Source organism: Klebsiella sp. 2-CIP_Kleb. (assembly GCF_050378715.1).
In the GTDB taxonomy this organism is placed as follows: domain Bacteria; phylum Pseudomonadota; class Gammaproteobacteria; order Enterobacterales; family Enterobacteriaceae; genus Klebsiella; species Klebsiella quasipneumoniae.
Map to the genome: position 1 here is coordinate 592,493 of NZ_JBNRLG010000001.1, position 20,413 is coordinate 612,905.

A 20,413-nucleotide genomic window follows, 5' to 3' on the forward strand; every position below is an offset into this window, starting at 1 on the left:
TGGCGATAACCTGCTTACGGTAATGGGCATGGCGCAGGGCATAACCGACGGTTATGAAAAACACCCGGTAATTTCACTTTAAATTAACAATATATTTACACACACTGTTTCTGGCGACATTACAACAACATGCCTCTCTACCCTCTATACGGAGTACCCGATGAACGATAAATGGTCCCCGCGCGAGGTTATCCATCGCGATTACAGTAGTCACCCGCCCGCTTACGCCCCGGGCTATAAAACCAGCGTCCTGCGCTCCCCGAAAAACGCCCTAATCTCCCTGCAGAACTCGCTGTCAGAGATCACCGGCCCGGTGTTTAGCCGCGACGACCTGGGACCACTGGATAATGACCTTATCCTTAACTATGCCAAAGAAGGCCTGCCGATTGGCGAGCGGATCATTGTGCACGGCTATGTGCGGGATGGTTTCGGCCGACCAATGAAAAACACCCTGGTGGAAGTGTGGCAGGCCAATGCCGGCGGCCGCTATCGACATAAAAAAGATCAGTATCTGGCGCCGATTGACCCGAACTTCGGCGGCTGCGGTCGGGTGCTGACCGACGAGAACGGTTATTACTGTTTTCGCACCATCAAGCCCGGCCCCTACCCCTGGCGCAACCAGGCCAGCGACTGGCGTCCGGCGCATATTCATTTCTCGCTTTCAGGCGACGCCTGGGCCCAGCGCCTGATCACCCAAATGTATTTCGAAGGCGACCCGTTGATCAAGCAGTGCCCGATCGTCAGGACCATTAATAATGACGACGCCGTGCGCACCCTGATCGCCGAGCTGGACATGCACGCCGCCGTGCCGCTGGATTGTCTGGCCTACCGCTTCGACCTTGTTCTGCGCGGCCATCGCGCCACGCTGTTTGAAAATCGCACTCAGGGGGCCGCCCGATGAAAGAGTATCTGCCTGAAACCGCCTCGCAGACTGCGGGACCCTATGTTCATATCGGTCTGGCACCGGACGCGGCGGGTTTTCATATTTTTGAAAAAAATTTTGGTTCGGTTCTCACCACCGCCGATACGGTCGGGGAACGGATCACCATTGAAGGCCGGGTTATCGACGGCTCCGGGACCCCGGTCCGCGACGTGCTGCTGGAGATCTGGCAGGCTAACGCCGCGGGACGCTATAACCATCCTGAGGACCGTCAGCAGCAGAAAGCGGTCGACCCAGGCTTTCGCGGCTGGGGGCGCACCTGCTCTGACTTCACCTCCGGCGTCTGGCGCTTTGAAACCATCAAGCCCGGCGCGGTGGTTGGCCGCGACGGCCGTCTGATGGCGCCGCACGTCAATCTGTGGGTGGTGGCGCGGGGGATCAACATTGGCCTGAATACGCGGATGTATTTCGCCGATGAGCACGAGGCCAATGCCAGCGACCCGGTGCTGAATCTCATCGAATGGGAGGTGAGACGCAAAACCTTAATCGCCGAGCGCGAGGTTCGCGGTGCGGAAGTGGTCTATCGTTTCGACATTTATCTGCAGGGCGAGAACGAAACCGTCTTTTTCGATATCTAGCGGCCATGCTGACCACCGCCGTCGCCCCGCACAGCCGGGGCGACGGCGTGTTAAACCATAGGGAAAGATCTTGTAATGTAATCAGCTCAAATGTTAATAATATTTTGCTATCTGGTTATCAAATTTAAACAAGGCCGCTTGTCTCTTTCACCGCTGTGTTTTTAACATCATCTTACTATGGAAAAAAATGGTCTCTTCAGTCAGCGCATTCGCTTGCGCCATCTACACACCTTCGTGGCCGTCGCTCAACAGGGAACGCTGGGGCGCGCGGCTGAAACTTTAAATCTGAGCCAGCCAGCACTTTCAAAAACGCTTAACGAGCTTGAACAGCTGACCGGTACCCGTCTGTTTGAGCGGGGACGTCTGGGGGCGCAATTGACCCTGGTCGGGGAACAGTTTCTGACTCATGCCGTGAAAGTGCTTGATGCCCTTAACTCGGCGGGCCAGGCGCTGAACCGTAAAGAGGGCCTGAATAACGATATCGTGCGCATCGGCGCGCTGCCTACCGCCGCGCTGGGGATCCTACCGACGGTGATCGGCCAGTTCCATAAGCAGCAAAAAGATATCACGCTGCAGGTCGCCACCATGAACAACACCATGCTGCTCGCCGGGTTAAAATCCGGGGAGATCGACATCGGCATCGGACGGATGTCCGATCCGGAGCTGATGAGCGGGCTGCATTACGAACTGCTGTTCCTGGAATCCCTTAAGCTGGTGGTACGCCCGGGACATCCTCTGCTGCAGGAGACCGTGACCCTCAGTCGGGTGATGGAGTGGCCGGTGGTGGTCTCGCCAAAGGGCACCGTGCCGCGGCAAAACGCCGAAGCGCTGCTCCAGAGCCAGGGCTGTAAAATGCCCGCCGGCTGCATCGAGACCCTCTCCGCTTCACTGTCGCGCCAGCTGACGGTCGATTTTGACTATGTCTGGTTCGTCCCTTCCGGGGCGGTGAAAGACGATCTTCGCCGTGGCGTACTGACCGCCCTGCCGATTGCCACCCAGGGCGCCGGGGAGCCCATCGGCATTCTAACCCGCGTCGATGCGACGCTGACCCCCGGGACACAAACCCTGCTCAGCGCTATTCGTAAATCAATGCCTGCCTGATCCGCTGATCCCCCGGCCCGTAGCGGCCGGGGAGCCAACGCTGACTGCGTCACATTCAGCAAAATAATCATTTAGTGCGAAATTATTTATTAACATTTGCGCAAATTTCTTTAACAGATCTATCATATCGCGATTTCACCAAATGGTTCATACGAAATCAAAACAGGCAATAAATTTGGCTTTATGAAGATACAAACCACTTCATTCAAAAATAAAACAAAATAACTTTGTTTCATTTGGTTCGCACTGAGGTGGCTGGTGTGGTTAAGGAGATTTCATGACAACTGGCAACGCGCCGCGCGGATTCCCCCGGATCCTGCAGTGGCTTCTCGCCGGACTGATGCTCATCATCGGTCTGGCTATCGGTATTCTGGGGGCAAAACTGGCTCTCGTCGGCGGCACGCTGTACTTCGCGCTGATGGGCGTGGTGATGGTTATCGCGGCGGTGCTGATTTTCCGTCGCCGCCGCGGGGGTATTCTGCTGTACGCCGTGGCGTTTATCGCTTCGGTGATCTGGGCGATCGGCGACGCTGGCTGGAACTTCTGGCCGCTCTTCTCGCGTCTGTTCGCCCTTGGCGTGCTGGCCTTCCTCGCCGCCCTGGTCTGGCCTTTCCTTGCCAGCTCGCCGACGAAAAAAGGCCCGGCTTTTGCCATCGCCGCCGTGCTCGCCGTGGCGCTGGCGGGAAGCTTTGGCTGGATGTTTAAATCCGAACCGCTGGTCAGCGCCACGGAAGCGGTGCCGGTGAAACCCGTCGCGCCGGGCGAAGAGCAGAAAAACTGGGCGCACTGGGGCAACACCACCCACGGCGACCGCTTCGCCGCCCTGGATCAAATCAACAAGCAAAACGTCAACCAGCTGCAGGTAGCCTGGGTGGCGCATACTGGCGATATCCCACAGAGCAATGGCTCCGGCGCGGAAGATCAGAATACCCCGCTGCAGATTGGCGATACCCTCTACGTCTGTACCCCTTACAGCAAAGTGCTGGCGCTGGATGTCGACAGCGGCAAAGAGAAATGGCGCTATGACTCCAAATCCTCTTCGCCTAACTGGCAGCGCTGCCGCGGCTTAGGCTATTACGAAGATAGCCAGGCGCAGACGACGCCAGCGTCAGGCGCTCAGCCTGCCGCTTGCTCCCGTCGTCTGTTCCTGCCGACGATCGATGCCCGCCTGATCGCCATTGATGCCGACACCGGCAAGCTGTGCGAGAGCTTCGGCGATCGCGGTATTGTCGACCTTAGCGTCGGGATGGGCGAAGTCAAAGCAGGCTACTATCAGCAGACCTCCACCCCGCTGGTCGCGGGTAATGTGGTGGTGGTCGGCGGCCGCGTCGCGGATAACTACTCTACCGGCGAACCGCCGGGGGTGGTCCGTGCGTTTGACGTCCACACCGGTAAACTGGCCTGGGCGTGGGATCCGGGTAATCCGGCGCTGACCGGCGTACCGCCGGAGGGCCAGACCTATACGCGCGGCACGCCGAACGTCTGGTCGGCGATGTCTTACGACGCGAAGCTGAACCTGATCTATCTGCCGACCGGTAACGCTACGCCTGACTTCTTTGGCGGCGAACGAACCGCGCTGGACGATAAATACAGCTCCTCCATCGTCGCCGTGGATGCCGCTACCGGCCAGGTACGCTGGCACTTCCAGACCACCCACCACGACCTGTGGGACTTTGACCTGCCGTCTCAGCCGCTGCTGTACGATCTGCCTGACGGCAAGGGCGGCACCACCCCGGTGCTGGTGCAGACCAGCAAGCAGGGCATGATCTTTATGCTCAACCGCGAAACCGGCGAGCCGGTGGCGAAAGTGGAAGAGCGGCCGGTGCCGGTGGGCAATGTCAAAGGCGAGCGCTACTCGCCGACGCAGCCTTACTCGGTGGGAATGCCGATGATCGGTAACCAGACGCTGACCGAGTCCGATATGTGGGGAGCGACGCCGATCGACCTGCTGCTGTGCCGTATCCAGTTCAAAGAGATGCGCCATCAGGGCGTCTTTACCCCGCCGGGGGAAGACCGCTCCCTGCAGTTCCCGGGCTCGCTTGGCGGCATGAACTGGGGCAGCGTCTCGGTGGATCCCAACAACAGCCTGATGTTCGTTAACGATATGCGTCTGGGTCTCGCCAACTATATGGTGCCGCGCGAGAAGGTGGCGAAAGACGCCAGCGGCATCGAGATGGGCATCGTGCCGATGGAAGGCACGCCGTTTGGCGCCATGCGCGAACGTTTCCTGTCGCCGCTGGGCATTCCGTGCCAGAAGCCGCCGTTCGGCACCATGTCCGCGGTGGATCTGAAAACCGGGAAACTGGTGTGGCAGGTGCCGGTAGGTACCGTAGAAGATACCGGGCCGCTGGGGATCCGCATGCACATGCCGATTCCGATCGGTATGCCGACCCTTGGCGCGTCGCTGGCGACGCAGTCCGGGCTGCTGTTCTTCGCCGGCACTCAGGATTTCTACCTGCGCGCCTTTGATACCGCTAACGGCAAGGAGATCTGGAAATCCCGTCTGCCGGTTGGCAGCCAGTCAGGCCCGATGACCTACGTGTCGCCGAAAACCGGTAAACAGTACATCATTATCAATGCGGGCGGCGCCCGTCAGTCTCCGGATCGCGGCGATTACATTATCGCCTACGCGCTCCCTGACCATCACTGATTGACTTAAGCAAAAGGGCCCATCCGGGCCCTTTTATGCTGTTGCCGAAACGCCTTGCGCGTTAGCGATTACTGGTCGCCAAAGTGGATCACGGTGCGAATCGATTTGCCTTCATGCATCAGGTCAAAGGCCTCGTTAATCTGCTCCAGCGGCAGGCGATGAGTAATAAACGGGTCGAGGCGAATTTTACCCGCCATCGCGTCTTCCACCATTCCCGGCAGCTGGCTACGGCCTTTCACGCCGCCAAAGGCGGAGCCGCGCCACACGCGGCCTGTCACCAGCTGGAACGGACGGGTCTTGATCTCCTGCCCGGCGCCGGCCACGCCGATAATGACGCTCTCGCCCCAACCCTTATGGCAGCATTCCAGCGCCGCGCGCATCACATTGACATTACCGATGCACTCGAAGCTGAAATCCACCCCGCCGTCGGTCAGCTCAACAATCACATCCTGAATCGGCTTATCGTAGTCGTTGGGGTTGATAAAGTCGGTAGCCCCCATCTCTTTAGCGAGAGTGAACTTATCCGGGTTGGTATCGACTGCCAGAATGCGCCCGGCTTGCGCCTGCACAGCGCCCTGGATCACCGCCAGGCCGATGCCGCCCAGACCAAAGACCGCGACGGTATCCCCGGCCTTAACCTTCGCCGTGTTGTGCACCGCGCCGATACCGGTGGTCACGCCGCAGCCCAGCAGACACACTTTATCCAGCGGCGCCTGCGGATTGACTTTCGCCAGCGAGATCTCAGCGCAGACCGTGTATTCGCTGAAGGTGCTGGTGCCCATGTAGTGATAAATCGGTTCGCCGTTATACGAGAAACGGGTGGTGCCGTCCGGCATCAGCCCTTTGCCCTGGGTAGCGCGCACCGCCTGACAGAGATTGGTTTTACCCGACTTACAGAATTTGCACTCGCCGCATTCGGCGGTATACAGCGGGATGACATGATCGCCCGGCTTAAGGCTGGTGACGCCCTCGCCCACTTCCACGACCACGCCGCCGCCTTCATGGCCCAGCACCGCCGGGAAGACCCCTTCCGGATCGTCGCCGGAAAGGGTGAAAGCATCGGTATGGCACACGCCGGTATGGGTGATTTTCACCAGAACTTCGCCTTTTTTCGGCGGCGCGACGTCAATCTCTACGATTTTTAACGGCTGACCGGGGCCAAAGGCCACTGCTGCGCGTGATTTCATAACTGTCTCTTCCTCGTCGTGATGTTATTTTAAATAGGATCGTAGCAGATGACCGACCTCTGCCATTCTCGCGGCCCGCTGGTCCGGGGTGGTGTCGCCGCTGACCAGCTCGTCCTGCAGGTGGATCTCCACCATTTCGCCCATCAGACCGTTTGCCGCCCCGCGAATCGAGGCGATCTGCTGCAGGATGGTCATACAGGGCTCGCCGGACTCCAGCGCGCGTTCAAGGGCTTCAACCTGGCCGCGGATGCGTCGTACGCGGCTGAGCGCCCGTTTTTTATCTTCAGGTGAATGTGGCACGATAACGCCTCCGTATCATATAGGGGAGTATACTATATTTTATTCACCACAAAGGCAAAAAAAACCCCGTCTCGGGACGGGGTCTGAATGTTGAAGCAAACCCTTCAGCGCTTACGGGGCATCATTCGCAGCAGGGTATTATCTTTCCACCAGTAATGATGGAGCAGCGCAGCAAAGGCATGCAGGCCAATCACGAAGTAACCGGCGTTCGCTAACCATTCATGGATCGCTTTCAGGGTGTCCACCCGCTCAAAATCGCTCTGCGGAGCATACGGCATCGTCAGGCCAAAGGCGTACCAGGGATTCCCGCGCCAGTACATCATTACCATGCCAATCAGCGGCAGGCCGATAAACAGCAGATAGATAATCAGATGGCCGAGATGGGCGAAACCAGTCATCATCGGTGAGGGCTTTGGCACGATCGGCGGCGTCGGCATTTTCAGCCGCACCAGCAGACGCGCCACCATCAGCACGCAAATGGTGATTCCGCAGGAAACATGAACCATATTGATCAGCGGCCGATCGCTGCGGGGGAAAAATCCGCGCAGCTCCATCGCCGCATAGGCCACCACCACCAGCAGAAAGACCAGCCAGTGGATGCCGATCTGCAGGCCGGAATATTTATCGCGCATGGAATATCCTTAATGGAAAGTGTGATTGTGCCAACATAGCGGCCTTCTCTTAAATTTTCATTAACCTTTACGTTGAATTAACAATTGATTACCGCATTGTGCTGAGCCACTGCACCCGGACCACGCAAACGGGCGCCGGATACCATCCGCTATTACAAAATTAAACATTTTTGTTACCTGCCGCCGCGCTCTCCCCTCTATAGTTGAGAACATCTGTCGGCCACGCTGCGTATGGAGATGAAAATGAAGAAAATCAGCTTACCGCTATTGCTGCTGACCGCGCTGGCCAGCCCGACTTTCGCCGCGGACTGTCAGCCTAACGGCATCGGCGGCTCATTTTGCATTAACGATGACGGGACCACTACCGACACGGTGCCGAATGAAGTCAACGGTATGGATACGTATTCGAATAATGGCGGGTATAGCAGTTCTCTGCCCGACCAGTCGGGGGCAGAGGAAGCGCTTGAAGGGTCAACGCTGTCGACGCAGCAGGACAGCGTCGCCAGTAGTGGTCAGGGAGACAGCGCCCTGGCGGGTCGCGACTGGCATTCGCCGTCCAATCTGAATGATGGCGCCGCCACCTCCAGTATGAGCCTGCTGGATAAACCCTGAGGCCTGGCGTCAGGCAAAGCTCCAGCCTGCGGCGCCGATGGCGACGGCGAACAGCAGGCAGGCCAGCGCCGTTTTGCGTAACAGCATGGTATAGAAGGAGATCGCGACGCCAACGAATACCACCAGCAGAATGGGCCACATGCTTAATAACAACAGCAGAAAACCCTCAATATTATTATGGATTACGCTTTCCACATCCGCATCCCTGCCTCATCGTCGATAAAGTAAGCAGAATTTAATATGTAACATGAATACATTCAAATAAAATATAAATGTAAATGATTATGCGGCTGGCGGCGGGTCACTGTTACGCGTCCGGGGAGTTAGCATCAGAAGCAGTGCGCAAAAAATAGGTCAGGATTGTTCCACAACCCTTTAGCGGTACGATCGTATTCTCACTAGAATCCCGCAAACCCTTCACGACATTATTCGGCGCTGGTATCTGATACAACGCGCCGGCGATGACAGTCGCCTGGTTGCAATTTATCTCCCTGAGCGGAACGCACATCCAGATATTGAAGCGGCTGGCCGTGTTCGTTATCCAGCAGGACAGAGTAGGTTTCTCCCTGCTCAAACATATAACGTTCTCCCCATTGACGCATCGCCACAACAATGGGAAACACGGAGCGCCCCTTTTCAGTCAGGACGTATTCCTTATATGCGCTGCCATCCGATGCCGGTAAAATCTCGAAAATACCGATCTCGACCAGGTGCTTCAGGCGCGCGGCAAGGATATTTTTGGCCAGCCCTAAATTTTTTTGAAACTCGCTGAATCTCCGTACATCGTCAAATGCTTCGCGGATAATCATCAGGCACCAGCGTTCACCAATTGATTCCAACGTTCTCGCCACCGGACATTCACTGGTTCTGAGTGATTCCTGTTTTGCCATCTGCGCGCTCCTCATCAATCTGTCTACTAATGCTAGCTTAATCTTCCGTTTTACCAGTTGCAAAAAAAAACCACTATGGCTACTTCTATAGGTAAACGAGTTTTAAAAAGCAACCAGATAGAAGGTCTCTTATGAAAGATAAGACAAGCAGGTGTACCGGCCACGGAATTCAAACCGCGTCAGCCCCTGACGCGATGCTCACCGCAGGGATAACGACGTTGTTTTCACTGACCTGCGCGCTGGCGGTAGCCAACGTTTATTCAGCTCAACCTTTACTCGACTCGATGGCGGTCAGCCTCAAGGTGGCGCCAGGCATGATTGGCGGCGTCATCACCGCTACGCAGTTGGGCTATGCCATTGGCTTACTGTTCCTGGTTCCGCTCGGGGACTGGCTGAACCGTAAATACGTGGTGATGACTCAGCTGTTGCTTTCAGCGGCGGCGTTAGTTGTAGCAGGGTTATCCCCCAATATAGCCACTCTGCTTGGCGCCATGCTGATCGTTGGCCTGATGGCCGTTGTGGTGCAGTTGATGGTGGCGTGGGTGGCAATACTGGCGACACCGCAGAAACGAGGCCAGGCGGTGGGTACCCTGACCAGCGGAATTGTTTCAGGCATCCTGTTGTCTCGGTTTATCTCAGGCGCGATAGCCGATATTGCCGGCTGGCGAGCCGTTTATCTCACGGCTGCCTGTATGATGCTGTTGATGGCCGGTGTCGTCTGGAAGGTCATGCCTTCGCCCTCAAAGCAATCGCAGCCACAAAAGTCCACCTACCTTTCCTTATTGAAGTCAGTGTTTCAGCTATATATCACTGAACCGCAACTGAGAAAGCGCGGCATCCTGGCGCTTCTTATCTTCACCGCCTTCAGCATGCTATGGACAACTATGGTCATGCCGCTTACCGCCCTTTCCCTCTCGCACACCCAGGCGGGGATGTTTGGCTTAGCCGGCCTCGCTGGCGTGCTGGCCGCCTCAAGAGCGGGAAAGTGGGCTGACCAGGGATGGGCTCAGCGTACTACCGGCTTGGCGCTGGCGCTGCTGGCTCTCTCATGGCTGCCTATCGCCTATGTTGAAACCTCTTTGCTCTGGCTGTTAGCTGGCGTCATTGCGCTGGACTTTGCGGTACAGGCCGTACATGTCTCTAACCAGAGCCTGATCATTGCCGCCAGGCCTGCAGCAGCAAGCCGCCTGGTTGGGGCTTACATGTGTTTTTATTCGCTGGGTAGCGCGGCAGGGGCTATCGTTGCCACACAGCTTTATTCCCACTGGGGATGGCAGGCGGTCTGCCTTGCGGGTGCCGCGGTCAGCGCGTGTGCTTTTCTTGTCTGGTCAGGATCGCGTCGATCATGACATTCGGCCCCTGTTTTGAAGGGGCCAGTCAAAAAGCGCGTAAAAATGACCTGATTGCCCCCAGCTGTTTGTATCGCATAGATTTTTTCAATGCTTTTAAACAGTTATGCCCATGTTGTATAATGACGTGCACTTTAACTAAAAAAAGAGTGCGACCATGATTGATTCCTCATTGCCATTAACCGACATTCACCGCCACCTTGACGGTAACATCCGGGCCCAAACCATCCTCGATCTTGGCCGCGAGTTTAATATCACCCTTCCCGCTACCACCCTTGACACGCTGCGTCCCCACGTCCAGGTCACCAGCCTGGAGCCCGATCTGGTCAGTTTTCTCGCCAAGCTCGACTGGGGGGTGAAAGTCCTGGCCTCGCTGGAAGCCTGCCGTCGCGTGGCGTATGAGAACGTCGAAGACGCGGCGCGCAATGGCCTGCACTACGTGGAGCTGCGCTTCTCCCCACGCTATATGGCGATGACCCACCAGTTGCCGGTTGACGGCGTGGTAGAGGCAGTGATCGCCGGGGTACGTGAGGGGTGCCGCGATTTTCAGGTCGACGCCCGCCTGATCGGCATTTTGAGCCGCACCTTTGGCGAAGCGGCCTGTCAGGAAGAGCTCGCGGCGCTGCTCGCCCACCGCGATGGCATCACCGCCCTCGACCTCGCTGGCGATGAGCTGGGCTTCCCGGGGGCGCTGTTCCTTAGTCATTTTAACCAGGCCCGCGATGCCGGGTGGCATATCACCGTTCACGCTGGCGAAGCGGCCGGCCCGGAAAGTATCTGGCAGGCCATTCGTGAGCTGGGCGCCGAGCGTATCGGCCACGGGGTAAAAGCGGTACAGGATCCCGCCCTGATGGACTATCTGGCCGAGCACCGCATCGGGATTGAATCCTGTCTCACCTCGAACGTGCAAACCAGTACCGTACCCTCTCTGGCCCAGCATCCGCTGAAGCAGTTCCTTGAGCACGGCGTACTGGCGAGCCTCAACACTGACGATCCGGCGGTCCAGGGGGTCGATATTATCCACGAATACACCGTGGCGGCGCCGGCGGCGGGCCTGAGCCGGGAGCAGATCCGCCAGGCCCAGATCAATGGTCTGACCCAGGCGTTTCTGAGCGAACAGGAAAAAGCCGCGCTCATTCAGCGGGTGGCTAAAGGCTGATAGCCGGCCCGGCAGCCGCGCTGCCGGGCTATCTCTCACACAAGGCTGAGCGTGGCGCGATGCCGGGCCGACTCGATACCGAGCTCAAGCAGGGTCATGATTTGAATCGCCTCGCTGGCCGGAACCGGGTTTTCTCCCACCCCATTGAGCGCATCGCGGATAGCGGCATAGTAAGCGGGATAATTGCCCGGTAGCGTCAGCCATGTCTCCTCGCTACGTTCGTCGCCTTCGGCGCGGGTCAGGGTACCGTCACGCATATCATACCCCCAGTCCTCCTGCGGCAAACGCTCGCCATTTTTCAGCCGCTCCTCCTGCGGGTCGAGACCGTACTTGATAAAGCTGGCCCGCGAGCCGTGGACGATAAAGCGCGCGCTCTCCGCGGCGGCGAGCAATGTGCCGTGCAGCACCACCCGCCGCTGTGGATAGGCCAGCACCGCGTGAAAATAGTCGGTGGATTGCGCGCCGGGCCGAAGTTGAGCGAGATCCACCGTGATGCTCACCGGCAGACCAAACAGCACCACCGCCTGGTCGAGCAGATGCGGTCCGAGATCATACCAAATTCCACTCCCGGGCCCCGCCTGTTCCCGCCAGCGCTGGCGTACCTGCGGGCGGAAGCGGTCGAAATGGGATTCGAAGTAACACACCTCTCCCAGCAGGCCTTCGTCGATTAACGTTCTGACCGTTAAGAAATCACTGTCCCAGCGCCGATTGTGAAATACCGACAGCACCCGGCCACAGTGCTTCGCCAGGCTCTCCAGCTCACGAGCCTGTGACAGTGTCACGGTAAAGGGTTTATCCACCACCACGTGCTTACCGGCCTCCAGCGCCGCTTTCGCCAGTGGGAAGTGGGTGTCGTTCGGCGTGGCGATGACCACCAGATCGATCTCCGGGTCGTTCAGCAATTCACCCGCCGCATTGACCACCTTCGCGCCAGGCCAGTCGGCATGAACTTTGGCCGCGTCGCTGCTGGAGACCGTCGTCAGCGCCAGGCCCGGCGTGCCGCTGATTAATGGCGCGTGAAACGTTTTGCTGGCATAGCCATAGCCCACCAGCCCCACCCGGATCGCATCACTCATTTAACCGCCTCTCTTATTCAGCTGATGTCAATATCTGACTAATGAGAATATTCTTACAAAACGTGAATAAAACTTATCATTTTTTCACTTAAGGTTTTAACGCATGCGTGCAAAATCAGACAGATACCCCTTGTGATCTGCTGACCATAGAGTAACATTTCCCACTGTGTTCAAAGGATATTGAAGTGTTATGACGACTGTTTTTACTCGTATTGTAGAACTTATTGGCTGGATTGTTTTTGGGATTTCCGCACTGCTTTTGGTTATCGCGCACCATATTGATAACTACCAGTCGCCACCGCCAGCGGATGTGGTGCAGACAAAGTAGCGCCGCCGTGAAACAGTGACCCGCTTCGCAACTGTGCAACCGGTTTCAGAAACCGGTTGCACAGTTATCCTTGCTTTGATTACACTCCCTCTATCATCAGACTGGGAGTTTTTTCATGGCCGCTTTTCCGCAACATTTTCTATGGGGTGCCGCTACCGCAGCGTATCAGGTTGAAGGTGGGCACGACGCTGACGGTAAGGGACCGTCAATCTGGGATATCTACTCTCACCTGCCGGGAACCACCTTTGAAGGGACCACCGGCGATATCGCCGTCGATCACTATCACCGTTTTCGCGAAGACGTGGCGTTGATGGCCGAGATGGGCCTGCAGAGCTATCGCTTTTCCATCTCCTGGCCGCGCCTGCTGCCCACCGGGCGCGGCGAGATTAATGAAGCAGGCGTGCAGTTTTATAGCGATCTGATCGATGAACTGCTGGCGCATAATATTGAGCCGATGATTACCCTCTATCACTGGGACCTGCCGCAGGCCCTGCAGGATGAGGGTGGCTGGGAAGCACGCAGCACCGCCGAAGCCTTCGCCGAGTACGCCCGCCTGTGCTACGCCCGCTTTGGTTCGCGGGTGAAGCTGTGGGCTACCTTTAACGAGACCATCGTCTTTATCGGCCACGGCTACATTAACGGCCTGCATCCGCCGGCCGTTCGCGATCCGGCGCGCGCCATCCAGGCCTGTCATCACGTGTTTATCGCCCATGCGCTGGCGGTGAAGGCGTTTCGCGAGATGGCCGTGGCGGGCGAGATTGGTTTCGTCAATGTGCTGCAGCCGCATACCCCGCTCACCGACAGCGAGGCGGACAGGCAGGCTACCGACCTGGCTGACGCCATCCATACCCACTGGCTGTACGATCCGGTGCTAAAAGGCACCTATCCTGCTGCCCTGCTGGCGCAGACTCAAGCCCTGTGGGGAGTACCGCGCTTTGCTCCAGGCGACGACGCGCTGCTGCGAGACAACCGCTGTGACTTTATCGGTCTGAATTACTATCGTCGGGAAACGGTATCCGCCCAGCCGCCCGAAATCCCCACCGGCGGCGAGCCTGGCGTGGAGGGGTTATTCTATTTCGTGCGTAATCCGCAGAGCACTTATACCGAATGGGGCTGGGAGATCTGGCCGCAGGGGCTAACCGACGGCATTATGATGATCAAGGCGCGCTATGGCGATATCCCGATCTATATCACCGAGAATGGGCTGGGAGCGAAAGACCCGATTATTGCCGGTGAGGTGGTCGACGATCCGCGAATCGACTACCTGAGCAGCCATATTGGCGCTCTGGAAAAGGCGCTGGCGCAGGGAGCTGACGTTCGCGGCTATTATCCCTGGTCGTTTATCGATCTGCTTAGCTGGCTCAACGGATATCAAAAGCAATATGGCTTTGTCTATGTGGACCACCAGCAAAATCTGGCACGGAAACGAAAGAAGAGTTTTTATTGGTACAAATCTGTTATTGCCAGTCGCGGCGAACAGCGTTAATCTTCTCCTGCGGGCGCCATTCGGCGCCCGGTCTGATTTAGAATATTCTTAAACATCTCCCTGCTCTTCAAGGCTGGCTTTGCCCCTTGTCATGGGTTTATATAACCTGAAACATTCCACGCGGCCCCGGCAGAAGGCGCCGTTGGTTGAGAGTAGGTTTAGTGAATGCTGATAATATTCAACGTAATTATTCCGATTATAAAATGGATACGAAAATGACCGTTCTGGACTATTTATTAAAATTCCGCAAAATCAGTTCGCTGGAAAGTCTTGAAAAACTATTTGATCACCTTAACTACTCCCTGACTGACACCGAAGAGATCGTTAATATGTATCGCGCCGCCGATCACCGCCGGGCAGAGCTGGTTTCCGGCGGTAAATTGTTCGATGTGGGCCAGGTGCCTAAATCCGTTTGGCGATTCGTGCAGTAAGACTGTCATCCTTCACGCCAGTTGCTTATACTTCCCGGCCTGCTTTTATATACTGGCGTTAAATAGGGGAGAACCATGACGTCTCAATCTGCGGAACGCATCGGCGGATGGCTGCTGGCACCGCTGGCCTGGTTGCTGGTGGCGCTGCTGAGCGCCTCGTTATCGCTGCTGTTTTTTGCCAATGCCCTCATGTCGCCGCAAACCTGGGCCCTGCTGCGCGCCATGAGCACCGGACACATGGCGCTGTGGGTCGCCTCGTTGCTGTTTGCCCTCGCCATGTGGTTTTATACGCTCTGGCTGACCATCGCCTTTTTCAAGCGGCGCTCGCTGGTGCCGAAACACTATATTATCTGGCTGCTCATTACGCTGCTGCTGGCGATAAAGGCGTTTGCCTTCTCCCCCGTTTCGGATGTCCTTGCACTGCGTCAGCTACTGTTTCCGCTGCTGGCCGCCGCGCTGCTGGCGCCCTATTTTCGCCGTTCACAGCGGGTAAAACGGACCTTTGTTAATCCGTAATAACCCCACACTTAACCTGTTGTCGCCGGTATCGTTTTATTCGATAATAAGCGGCTTTTTTTCGTTTCAGGTCGCATGATGGCTGATTATTTACTGCTCTTTATCGGTACTGTCCTTGTCAATAACTTCGTTTTGGTGAAGTTCCTTGGCCTGTGTCCGTTTATGGGGGTTTCCAAAAAGCTGGAAACCGCAATGGGGATGGGGCTCGCCACCACCTTCGTGATGACCCTGGCCTCTATTTGCGCCTGGCTGATTGATACCTGGATCCTTATCCCGCTAAATCTGGTTTATTTACGTACCCTGGCCTTTATTCTGGTTATCGCCGTGGTGGTCCAGTTCACTGAGATGGTGGTGCGTAAAACCAGCCCGGCGCTCTATCGCCTGCTGGGCATCTTTTTGCCCCTTATCACCACCAACTGCGCGGTGCTCGGGGTGGCGCTGCTGAACATCAACCTGGGCCACAATTTCCTGCAGTCGGCGCTGTACGGCTTTGCCGCCGCCGTCGGCTTCTCGCTGGTGATGGTGCTGTTCGCGGCGATCCGCGAACGTCTGGTGGTGGCCGATGTCCCCGCGCCGTTCCGCGGTAATGCCATCGCGCTGATTACCGCCGGTTTAATGTCTCTGGCCTTTATGGGCTTTAGTGGTTTGGTGAAGTTGTAATGAGCGCAGTCTGGATAGCCGTGATCGCCATCAGCCTGTTAGGGCTGATTTTCGGCTTAATACTGGGGTATGCGTCGCGCCGTTTCGCGGTGCAGGACGACCCGGTGGTGGAAAAAATTGATGAACTGTTACCACAGAGCCAATGTGGGCAGTGCGGCTACCCTGGCTGCCGCCCCTATGCGGAAGCGGTGGGCGTGCAGGGTGAGAAAATTAATCGCTGCGCGCCGGGTGGTGAAGCGGTGATGTTAAAAATCGCCGCCTTGCTCAACGTCGACCCGCAGCCTGTCGATGGCGACGAGCAGGCAGCCGAGCCGGCCCGCATGCTCGCCGTGATTGACGAGCCGAACTGCATCGGCTGCACCAAATGTATTCAGGCGTGTCCCGTGGATGCCATTGTCGGGGCGACCCGCGCCATGCATACCGTGATGAGCGACCTATGCACCGGCTGCAACCTGTGCGTTGCCCCCTGCCCGACCCAGTGCATTTCACTCGTTCCGGTGGCGACCACCCCGGAGACCTGGAAATGGGATCTGCACACGATCCCGGTGCGAAATATTCCTGTGGAACAACATGTTTAAGCTATTTTCCGCTTTCCGAAAAGACAAAGTCTGGGATTTTAACGGCGGTATTCACCCGCCGGAGATGAAAACCCAGTCAAACGGCACCCCGCTGCGCCAGGTTTCCCTGCCGCAGCGCTTTGTGATCCCGCTGAAGCAGCACATCGGCGCCGAAGGCGAACTGTGCGTCAAAGTAGGCGACCGGGTGCTGCGCGGCCAGCCGCTAACCCGCGGTTGGGGAAGAATGCTGCCGGTTCACGCCCCCACCTCCGGCACCGTTGCCGCTATCGCCCCGCACACCACCGCCCATCCATCCGCGCTGGCGGAGATGAGCGTGATCATTGACGCCGACGGCGAAGACCGCTGGATCGAACGCGACGGCTGGAGCGACTACCAGACCCGCACACGTGAAGCGCTGATTGAGCGCATCCACCAGTTTGGCGTTGCCGGCCTCGGCGGCGCCGGCTTCCCCACCGGCACTAAACTGCGCGGCGGCGGCGATAAAATTAAAACGCTGATCATTAACGCCGCCGAGTGCGAACCCTATATCACGGCGGACGACCGCCTGATGCAGGACTGCGCGGCGCAGATTGTCGAAGGGATCCGCATCCTCGCCCACATTCTGCAGCCTGACGAGGTGCTGATCGGCATTGAAGACAATAAGCCGCAGGCCATCTCCATGCTGCGGGCGGTACTCTGCGACGCCCATGGCATTTCGCTGCGCGTGATCCCCACCAAATACCCCTCCGGTGGCGCCAAGCAGCTCACCCAGATTCTCACCGGGAAACAGGTGCCGCACGGCGGTCGTTCTTCGGACATTGGCGTGCTAATGCAGAACGTCGGTACAGCCTACGCGGTGAAACGCGCGGTAATTGACGGCGAACCGTTAACCGAGCGCGTGGTCACCCTCACCGGCGAGGCGGTAACCCGGCCGGGCAATGTCTGGGCGCGCCTTGGCACGCCGGTGCGCCATCTGTTGAACGACGCCGGATTCTGCGCCAGCGCTGAGCCGATGGTGATCATGGGCGGCCCGCTGATGGGCTTTACTCTGCCGGGGCTCGACGTCCCGGTAGTGAAGATCACCAACTGTCTGTTAGCGCCCTCCGCCAGCGAAATGGGCGAGCCGCAGGAAGAAAAAGGCTGCATTCGCTGTAGCGCCTGCGCCGACGCCTGCCCGGCCGATCTGCTGCCGCAGCAGCTGTACTGGTTCAGCAAAGGCCAGCAGCACGATAAAGCCACCGCTCACAATCTGGCGGACTGCATCGAATGCGGCGCGTGCGCGTGGGTATGCCCAAGCAATATTCCGCTGGTGCAGTACTTCCGCCAGGAGAAAGCCGAGATCGCGGCGATTCGTCTGGAAGAGCAGCGCGCTGCGGAAGCCAAGGCGCGATTCGAGGCCCGACAGGCGCGCCTGGAGCGTGAGAAAGCGGCCCGCGCCGAGCGGCATAAAAAAGCCGCCGTCCAGCCAGCCGCCAAAGATCAGGATGCGATTAACGCCGCCCTGGCCCGGGTACGTGATAAACAGCGCGACGCCGCGCAGCCTATCGTGATTCAGGCCGGCGCCAAACCGGACAACAGCGAGGCGATTGCCGCCCGCGAAGCGCGGAAGGCCGAAGCCCGGGCGCGTAAAGCACAGCAGCAGTCCGCGCCGGCGGAAACTCCGTCGACCGACGCAGCCGATCCCCGCAAGGCGGCGGTGGAAGCCGCCATCGCCCGCGCCAAAGCGCGCAAAGCCGAACAGCAGGCCGCGCCGGCGGAAACCCCGGCGGCCGAGCCGGTCGACCCGCGCAAGGCGGCGGTGGAAGCCGCTATCGCCCGCGCCAAAGCGCGCAAAGCCGAACAGCAGGCCGCGCCGGCGGAAACCCCGCCAGCCGAGTCGGTCGACCCGCGCAAGGCGGCGGTTGAAGCCGCTATCGCCCGCGCCAAAGCGCGCAAAGCCGAACAGCAGGCTGCCCAGGCGGAAGCCCCGGCAGCCGATCCGGTCGACCCGCGCAAGGCCGCGGTGGAAGCCGCTATCGCCCGCGCCAAAGCGCGCAAAGCCGAACAGCAGGCCGCGCCGGCGGAAACCCCGCCAGCCGAGCCGGTCGACCCGCGCAAGGCCGCGGTGGAGGCCGCTATCGCCCGCGCCAAAGCGCGCAAAGCCGAACAGCAGGCTGCCCAGGCGGATATTGCGTCAACCGCAGCCAATGACGACCCACGCAAAGCGGCCGTCGCCGCGGCGATCGCTCGCGTTCAGGCGCGCAAAGCAACACAGCAGGCAGTTAACGAGGAATAAATGGTTTTCAGAATCGCAAGCTCCCCCTATACCCATAACCAGCGGCAGACCTCGCGCATTATGCTGCTGGTGCTGCTCGCCGCCGTGCCTGGTATTGTGATCCAGACGTGGTTTTTCGGCTGGGGCACCGTCCTGCAGATTGTCCTCGCCGCCCTGACGGCCTGGGCAACGGAAGCCGCTATTCTCAAACTGCGCAAACAGCCTGTTGCGGCCACCCTGAGGGATAACTCCGCCCTGCTCACCGGCCTGCTGCTGGCGGTGAGTATTCCGCCGCTGGCCCCCTGGTGGATGGTGGCGCTCGGCACCGCCTTTGCCGTAGTGATCGCCAAGCAGTTGTACGGTGGACTCGGCCATAACCCTTTCAACCCGGCGATGATCGGCTACGTCGTGCTGCTGATTTCGTTCCCGGTGCAGATGACCTCCTGGCTGCCTTCTTACGAGATTGCCGCCCATATCCCGACGTTCAGCGATACGCTGCAGATGATCTTCACCGGTCGTACCGCCGTCGGAGACGACATGGCCACCCTGCGGCTGGGTATCGACGGCATCAGTCAGGCCACCCCGCTGGATACTTTCAAAACCTCCCTGCATGCCGGGCATAGCGTCCAGCAGGTACTGCAGTTGCCGGTTTACGGCGGCGTTCTGGCGGGGCTGGGCTGGCAGTGGGTGAACATCGCCTGGCTGGCGGGCGGTCTGTTCCTGCTGTGGCAGAAGGCGATCCGCTGGCATATCCCGGTCAGCTTCCTCGTCAGCCTTGGCCTGTGCGCAACCCTCGGCTGGATCTTCTCGCCGCAGAGTCTGGCCTCGCCGCAGATGCATTTATTCTCCGGGGCCACCATGCTTGGCGCCTTCTTTATTCTGACCGACCCGGTGACGGCCTCGACAACCAACCGCGGACGTCTGATCTACGGCGCCCTCGCCGGCCTGCTGGTGTGGCTTATTCGCAGCTTCGGCGGTTACCCGGACGGTGTGGCGTTTGCCGTTCTGCTGGCGAATATTACCGTGCCGCTGATCGATTACTACACGCGCCCGCGCGTGTATGGCCACCGTTGAGAGAACGATGATGTTAAAAACGATGCGAAAACACGGCGTCACGTTGGCGCTTTTTGCCGCCGGCTCCACCGGGCTAACGGCGGCGATCAATGAGCTGACCAAAAGCACCATCGACCAGCAGGCGGCCCTGCAGCAGAAAGCGTTATTCGACCAGGTTTTACCTGCCGACCGCTATAATAACGATCTGCTCAAGAGCTGCTATCTGGTCAGCGCCCCGGCGCTGGGCAAAGGCCAGCATAAAGTGTGGATTGCCAAAAATAACGATCAGCCGATTGGCGCGGTCATGGAAGCCACCGCGCCGGACGGCTATTCCGGAGCGATCCAGCTGCTGGTGGCCGCCGATTTTAGCGGCACGGTCCTCGGCACCCGCGTGACCGAGCATCATGAGACCCCGGGTCTGGGGGATAAAATCGAGCTTCGCCTGTCGGACTGGATCACCCATTTTGCCGGGAAAGTCATCCACGGTCAGGGCGACAGCCATTGGGCGGTCAAAAAAGACGGCGGCGATTTTGACCAGTTCACCGGCGCCACCATCACCCCCCGGGCGGTGGTCAATGCCGTTAAGCGCGCAGGCCTGTATGCACAAACGCTGCCTGCGCAACTTCCTGAATTCAGCGCCTGTGGAGAGTAACC

At 58.5% G+C, this 20,413-nt stretch carries 22 protein-coding genes; 16 read left to right on the forward strand and 6 right to left on the reverse strand.

The genetic code is table 11. The annotated features are described in order from the left end of the window. The first annotated feature begins 160 nt into the window (after positions 1-160). The 4 genes from pcaH (at position 161) to ACQUTP_RS02940 (ending at position 5,269) form a co-directional block, all read left to right on the forward strand. Positions 161-901: a protocatechuate 3,4-dioxygenase subunit beta gene (gene pcaH / locus ACQUTP_RS02925; RefSeq protein ID WP_004202816.1), complete on the forward strand. Its 741-nt coding sequence runs from the start codon at positions 161-163 to the stop codon at positions 899-901. Then, entirely contained in the window at positions 898-1,518 is a 621-nt protein-coding gene (gene pcaG / locus ACQUTP_RS02930) for a protocatechuate 3,4-dioxygenase subunit alpha (RefSeq protein WP_080846796.1), read from the forward strand. The genes pcaH and pcaG overlap by 4 nt, the downstream gene beginning before the upstream one ends. 177 nt (positions 1,519-1,695) lie before the next feature. Next, the gene (locus ACQUTP_RS02935; RefSeq protein ID WP_004143800.1) at positions 1,696-2,619 is read left to right on the forward strand and encodes a LysR substrate-binding domain-containing protein; all 924 of its coding nucleotides are present in this window, start codon (positions 1,696-1,698) and stop codon (positions 2,617-2,619) included. A gap of 277 nt (positions 2,620-2,896) precedes the next feature. Then, the gene (locus ACQUTP_RS02940; protein ID WP_004202818.1) at positions 2,897-5,269 is read left to right on the forward strand and encodes a glucose/quinate/shikimate family membrane-bound PQQ-dependent dehydrogenase; all 2,373 of its coding nucleotides are present in this window, start codon (positions 2,897-2,899) and stop codon (positions 5,267-5,269) included. A 68-nt stretch (positions 5,270-5,337) separates the two neighbouring features. Here the strand turns inward: ACQUTP_RS02940 and ACQUTP_RS02945 are convergent, their stop codons facing one another. The 3 genes from ACQUTP_RS02945 to cybB form a co-directional block, all read right to left on the reverse strand. After that, positions 5,338-6,456 carry an S-(hydroxymethyl)glutathione dehydrogenase/class III alcohol dehydrogenase gene (locus ACQUTP_RS02945; protein ID WP_004202819.1) on the reverse strand — a complete coding sequence of 373 codons (1,119 nt, stop codon included), beginning with the start codon at positions 6,454-6,456 and terminating at the stop codon, positions 5,338-5,340. Between the two features lie 24 nt (positions 6,457-6,480). After that, on the reverse strand, positions 6,481-6,756 hold the full coding sequence (locus ACQUTP_RS02950) for a metal/formaldehyde-sensitive transcriptional repressor (RefSeq protein WP_004202822.1): 276 nt from the start codon (positions 6,754-6,756) through the stop codon (positions 6,481-6,483). Between the two features lie 104 nt (positions 6,757-6,860). Further along, on the reverse strand, positions 6,861-7,388 hold the full coding sequence (cybB, locus tag ACQUTP_RS02955; protein WP_032456162.1) for a cytochrome b561: 528 nt from the start codon (positions 7,386-7,388) through the stop codon (positions 6,861-6,863). Positions 7,389-7,631: 243 nt separating this feature from the next. On the opposite strand from cybB, the gene ACQUTP_RS02960 reads away from it, so the two are divergent. Then, a complete protein-coding gene (locus ACQUTP_RS02960; protein ID WP_004202826.1) occupies positions 7,632-8,000 on the forward strand; it encodes a hypothetical protein in 369 nt (122 codons plus the stop codon). Between the two features lie 9 nt (positions 8,001-8,009). On the opposite strand, the gene ACQUTP_RS02965 is transcribed toward ACQUTP_RS02960, so the two are convergent. Continuing rightward, complete coding sequence (locus tag ACQUTP_RS02965) at positions 8,010-8,195, reverse strand: hypothetical protein (protein WP_004202827.1); 186 nt, start codon at positions 8,193-8,195, stop codon at positions 8,010-8,012. Positions 8,196-8,425: 230 nt separating this feature from the next. After that, positions 8,426-8,890 carry a winged helix-turn-helix transcriptional regulator gene (locus ACQUTP_RS02970; protein WP_023318421.1) on the reverse strand — a complete coding sequence of 155 codons (465 nt, stop codon included), beginning with the start codon at positions 8,888-8,890 and terminating at the stop codon, positions 8,426-8,428. Between the two features lie 194 nt (positions 8,891-9,084). On the opposite strand from ACQUTP_RS02970, the gene ACQUTP_RS02975 reads away from it, so the two are divergent. After that, entirely contained in the window at positions 9,085-10,239 is a 1,155-nt protein-coding gene (locus ACQUTP_RS02975; RefSeq protein ID WP_183474466.1) for an MFS transporter, read from the forward strand. A 157-nt stretch (positions 10,240-10,396) separates the two neighbouring features. Beyond that, positions 10,397-11,398, forward strand: a complete 1,002-nt coding sequence (gene add / locus ACQUTP_RS02980; protein ID WP_004202835.1) for an adenosine deaminase — start codon at positions 10,397-10,399, stop codon at positions 11,396-11,398. A gap of 35 nt (positions 11,399-11,433) precedes the next feature. Here the strand turns inward: add and ACQUTP_RS02985 are convergent, their stop codons facing one another. After that, complete coding sequence (locus ACQUTP_RS02985; RefSeq protein ID WP_065904391.1) at positions 11,434-12,474, reverse strand: oxidoreductase; 1,041 nt, start codon at positions 12,472-12,474, stop codon at positions 11,434-11,436. A gap of 190 nt (positions 12,475-12,664) precedes the next feature. Here ACQUTP_RS02985 and blr point away from each other — a divergent pair, with 190 nt between their 5' ends. The 9 genes from blr (at position 12,665) to rsxG (ending at position 20,411) form a co-directional block, all read left to right on the forward strand. Continuing rightward, on the forward strand, positions 12,665-12,802 hold the full coding sequence (gene blr, locus ACQUTP_RS02990; RefSeq protein ID WP_012541534.1) for a division septum protein Blr: 138 nt from the start codon (positions 12,665-12,667) through the stop codon (positions 12,800-12,802). Positions 12,803-12,917: 115 nt separating this feature from the next. After that, positions 12,918-14,288: a GH1 family beta-glucosidase gene (locus ACQUTP_RS02995; RefSeq protein ID WP_060655927.1), complete on the forward strand. Its 1,371-nt coding sequence runs from the start codon at positions 12,918-12,920 to the stop codon at positions 14,286-14,288. A 215-nt stretch (positions 14,289-14,503) separates the two neighbouring features. Next, positions 14,504-14,719 carry a transcription modulator YdgT gene (gene ydgT, locus ACQUTP_RS03000; protein WP_004202843.1) on the forward strand — a complete coding sequence of 72 codons (216 nt, stop codon included), beginning with the start codon at positions 14,504-14,506 and terminating at the stop codon, positions 14,717-14,719. A 75-nt stretch (positions 14,720-14,794) separates the two neighbouring features. Beyond that, on the forward strand, positions 14,795-15,235 hold the full coding sequence (locus ACQUTP_RS03005) for a DUF2569 domain-containing protein (RefSeq protein ID WP_004202845.1): 441 nt from the start codon (positions 14,795-14,797) through the stop codon (positions 15,233-15,235). A gap of 78 nt (positions 15,236-15,313) precedes the next feature. After that, positions 15,314-15,895: an electron transport complex subunit RsxA gene (gene rsxA, locus ACQUTP_RS03010; protein WP_002907658.1), complete on the forward strand. Its 582-nt coding sequence runs from the start codon at positions 15,314-15,316 to the stop codon at positions 15,893-15,895. Next, positions 15,895-16,473, forward strand: a complete 579-nt coding sequence (gene rsxB / locus ACQUTP_RS03015; RefSeq protein ID WP_004202846.1) for an electron transport complex subunit RsxB — start codon at positions 15,895-15,897, stop codon at positions 16,471-16,473. The genes rsxA and rsxB overlap by 1 nt, the downstream gene beginning before the upstream one ends. Further along, positions 16,466-18,727, forward strand: coding sequence for an electron transport complex subunit RsxC (gene rsxC, locus ACQUTP_RS03020; RefSeq protein ID WP_371349491.1), 2,262 nt, complete (start codon positions 16,466-16,468; stop codon positions 18,725-18,727). Before rsxB ends, rsxC begins: the two co-directional genes overlap by 8 nt. Further along, positions 18,728-19,780 carry an electron transport complex subunit RsxD gene (gene rsxD / locus ACQUTP_RS03025; protein ID WP_285754861.1) on the forward strand — a complete coding sequence of 351 codons (1,053 nt, stop codon included), beginning with the start codon at positions 18,728-18,730 and terminating at the stop codon, positions 19,778-19,780. It begins immediately after the preceding gene. A gap of 10 nt (positions 19,781-19,790) precedes the next feature. Beyond that, positions 19,791-20,411: an electron transport complex subunit RsxG gene (gene rsxG, locus ACQUTP_RS03030; RefSeq protein WP_004202852.1), complete on the forward strand. Its 621-nt coding sequence runs from the start codon at positions 19,791-19,793 to the stop codon at positions 20,409-20,411. Positions 20,412-20,413: the final 2 nt, after the last annotated feature.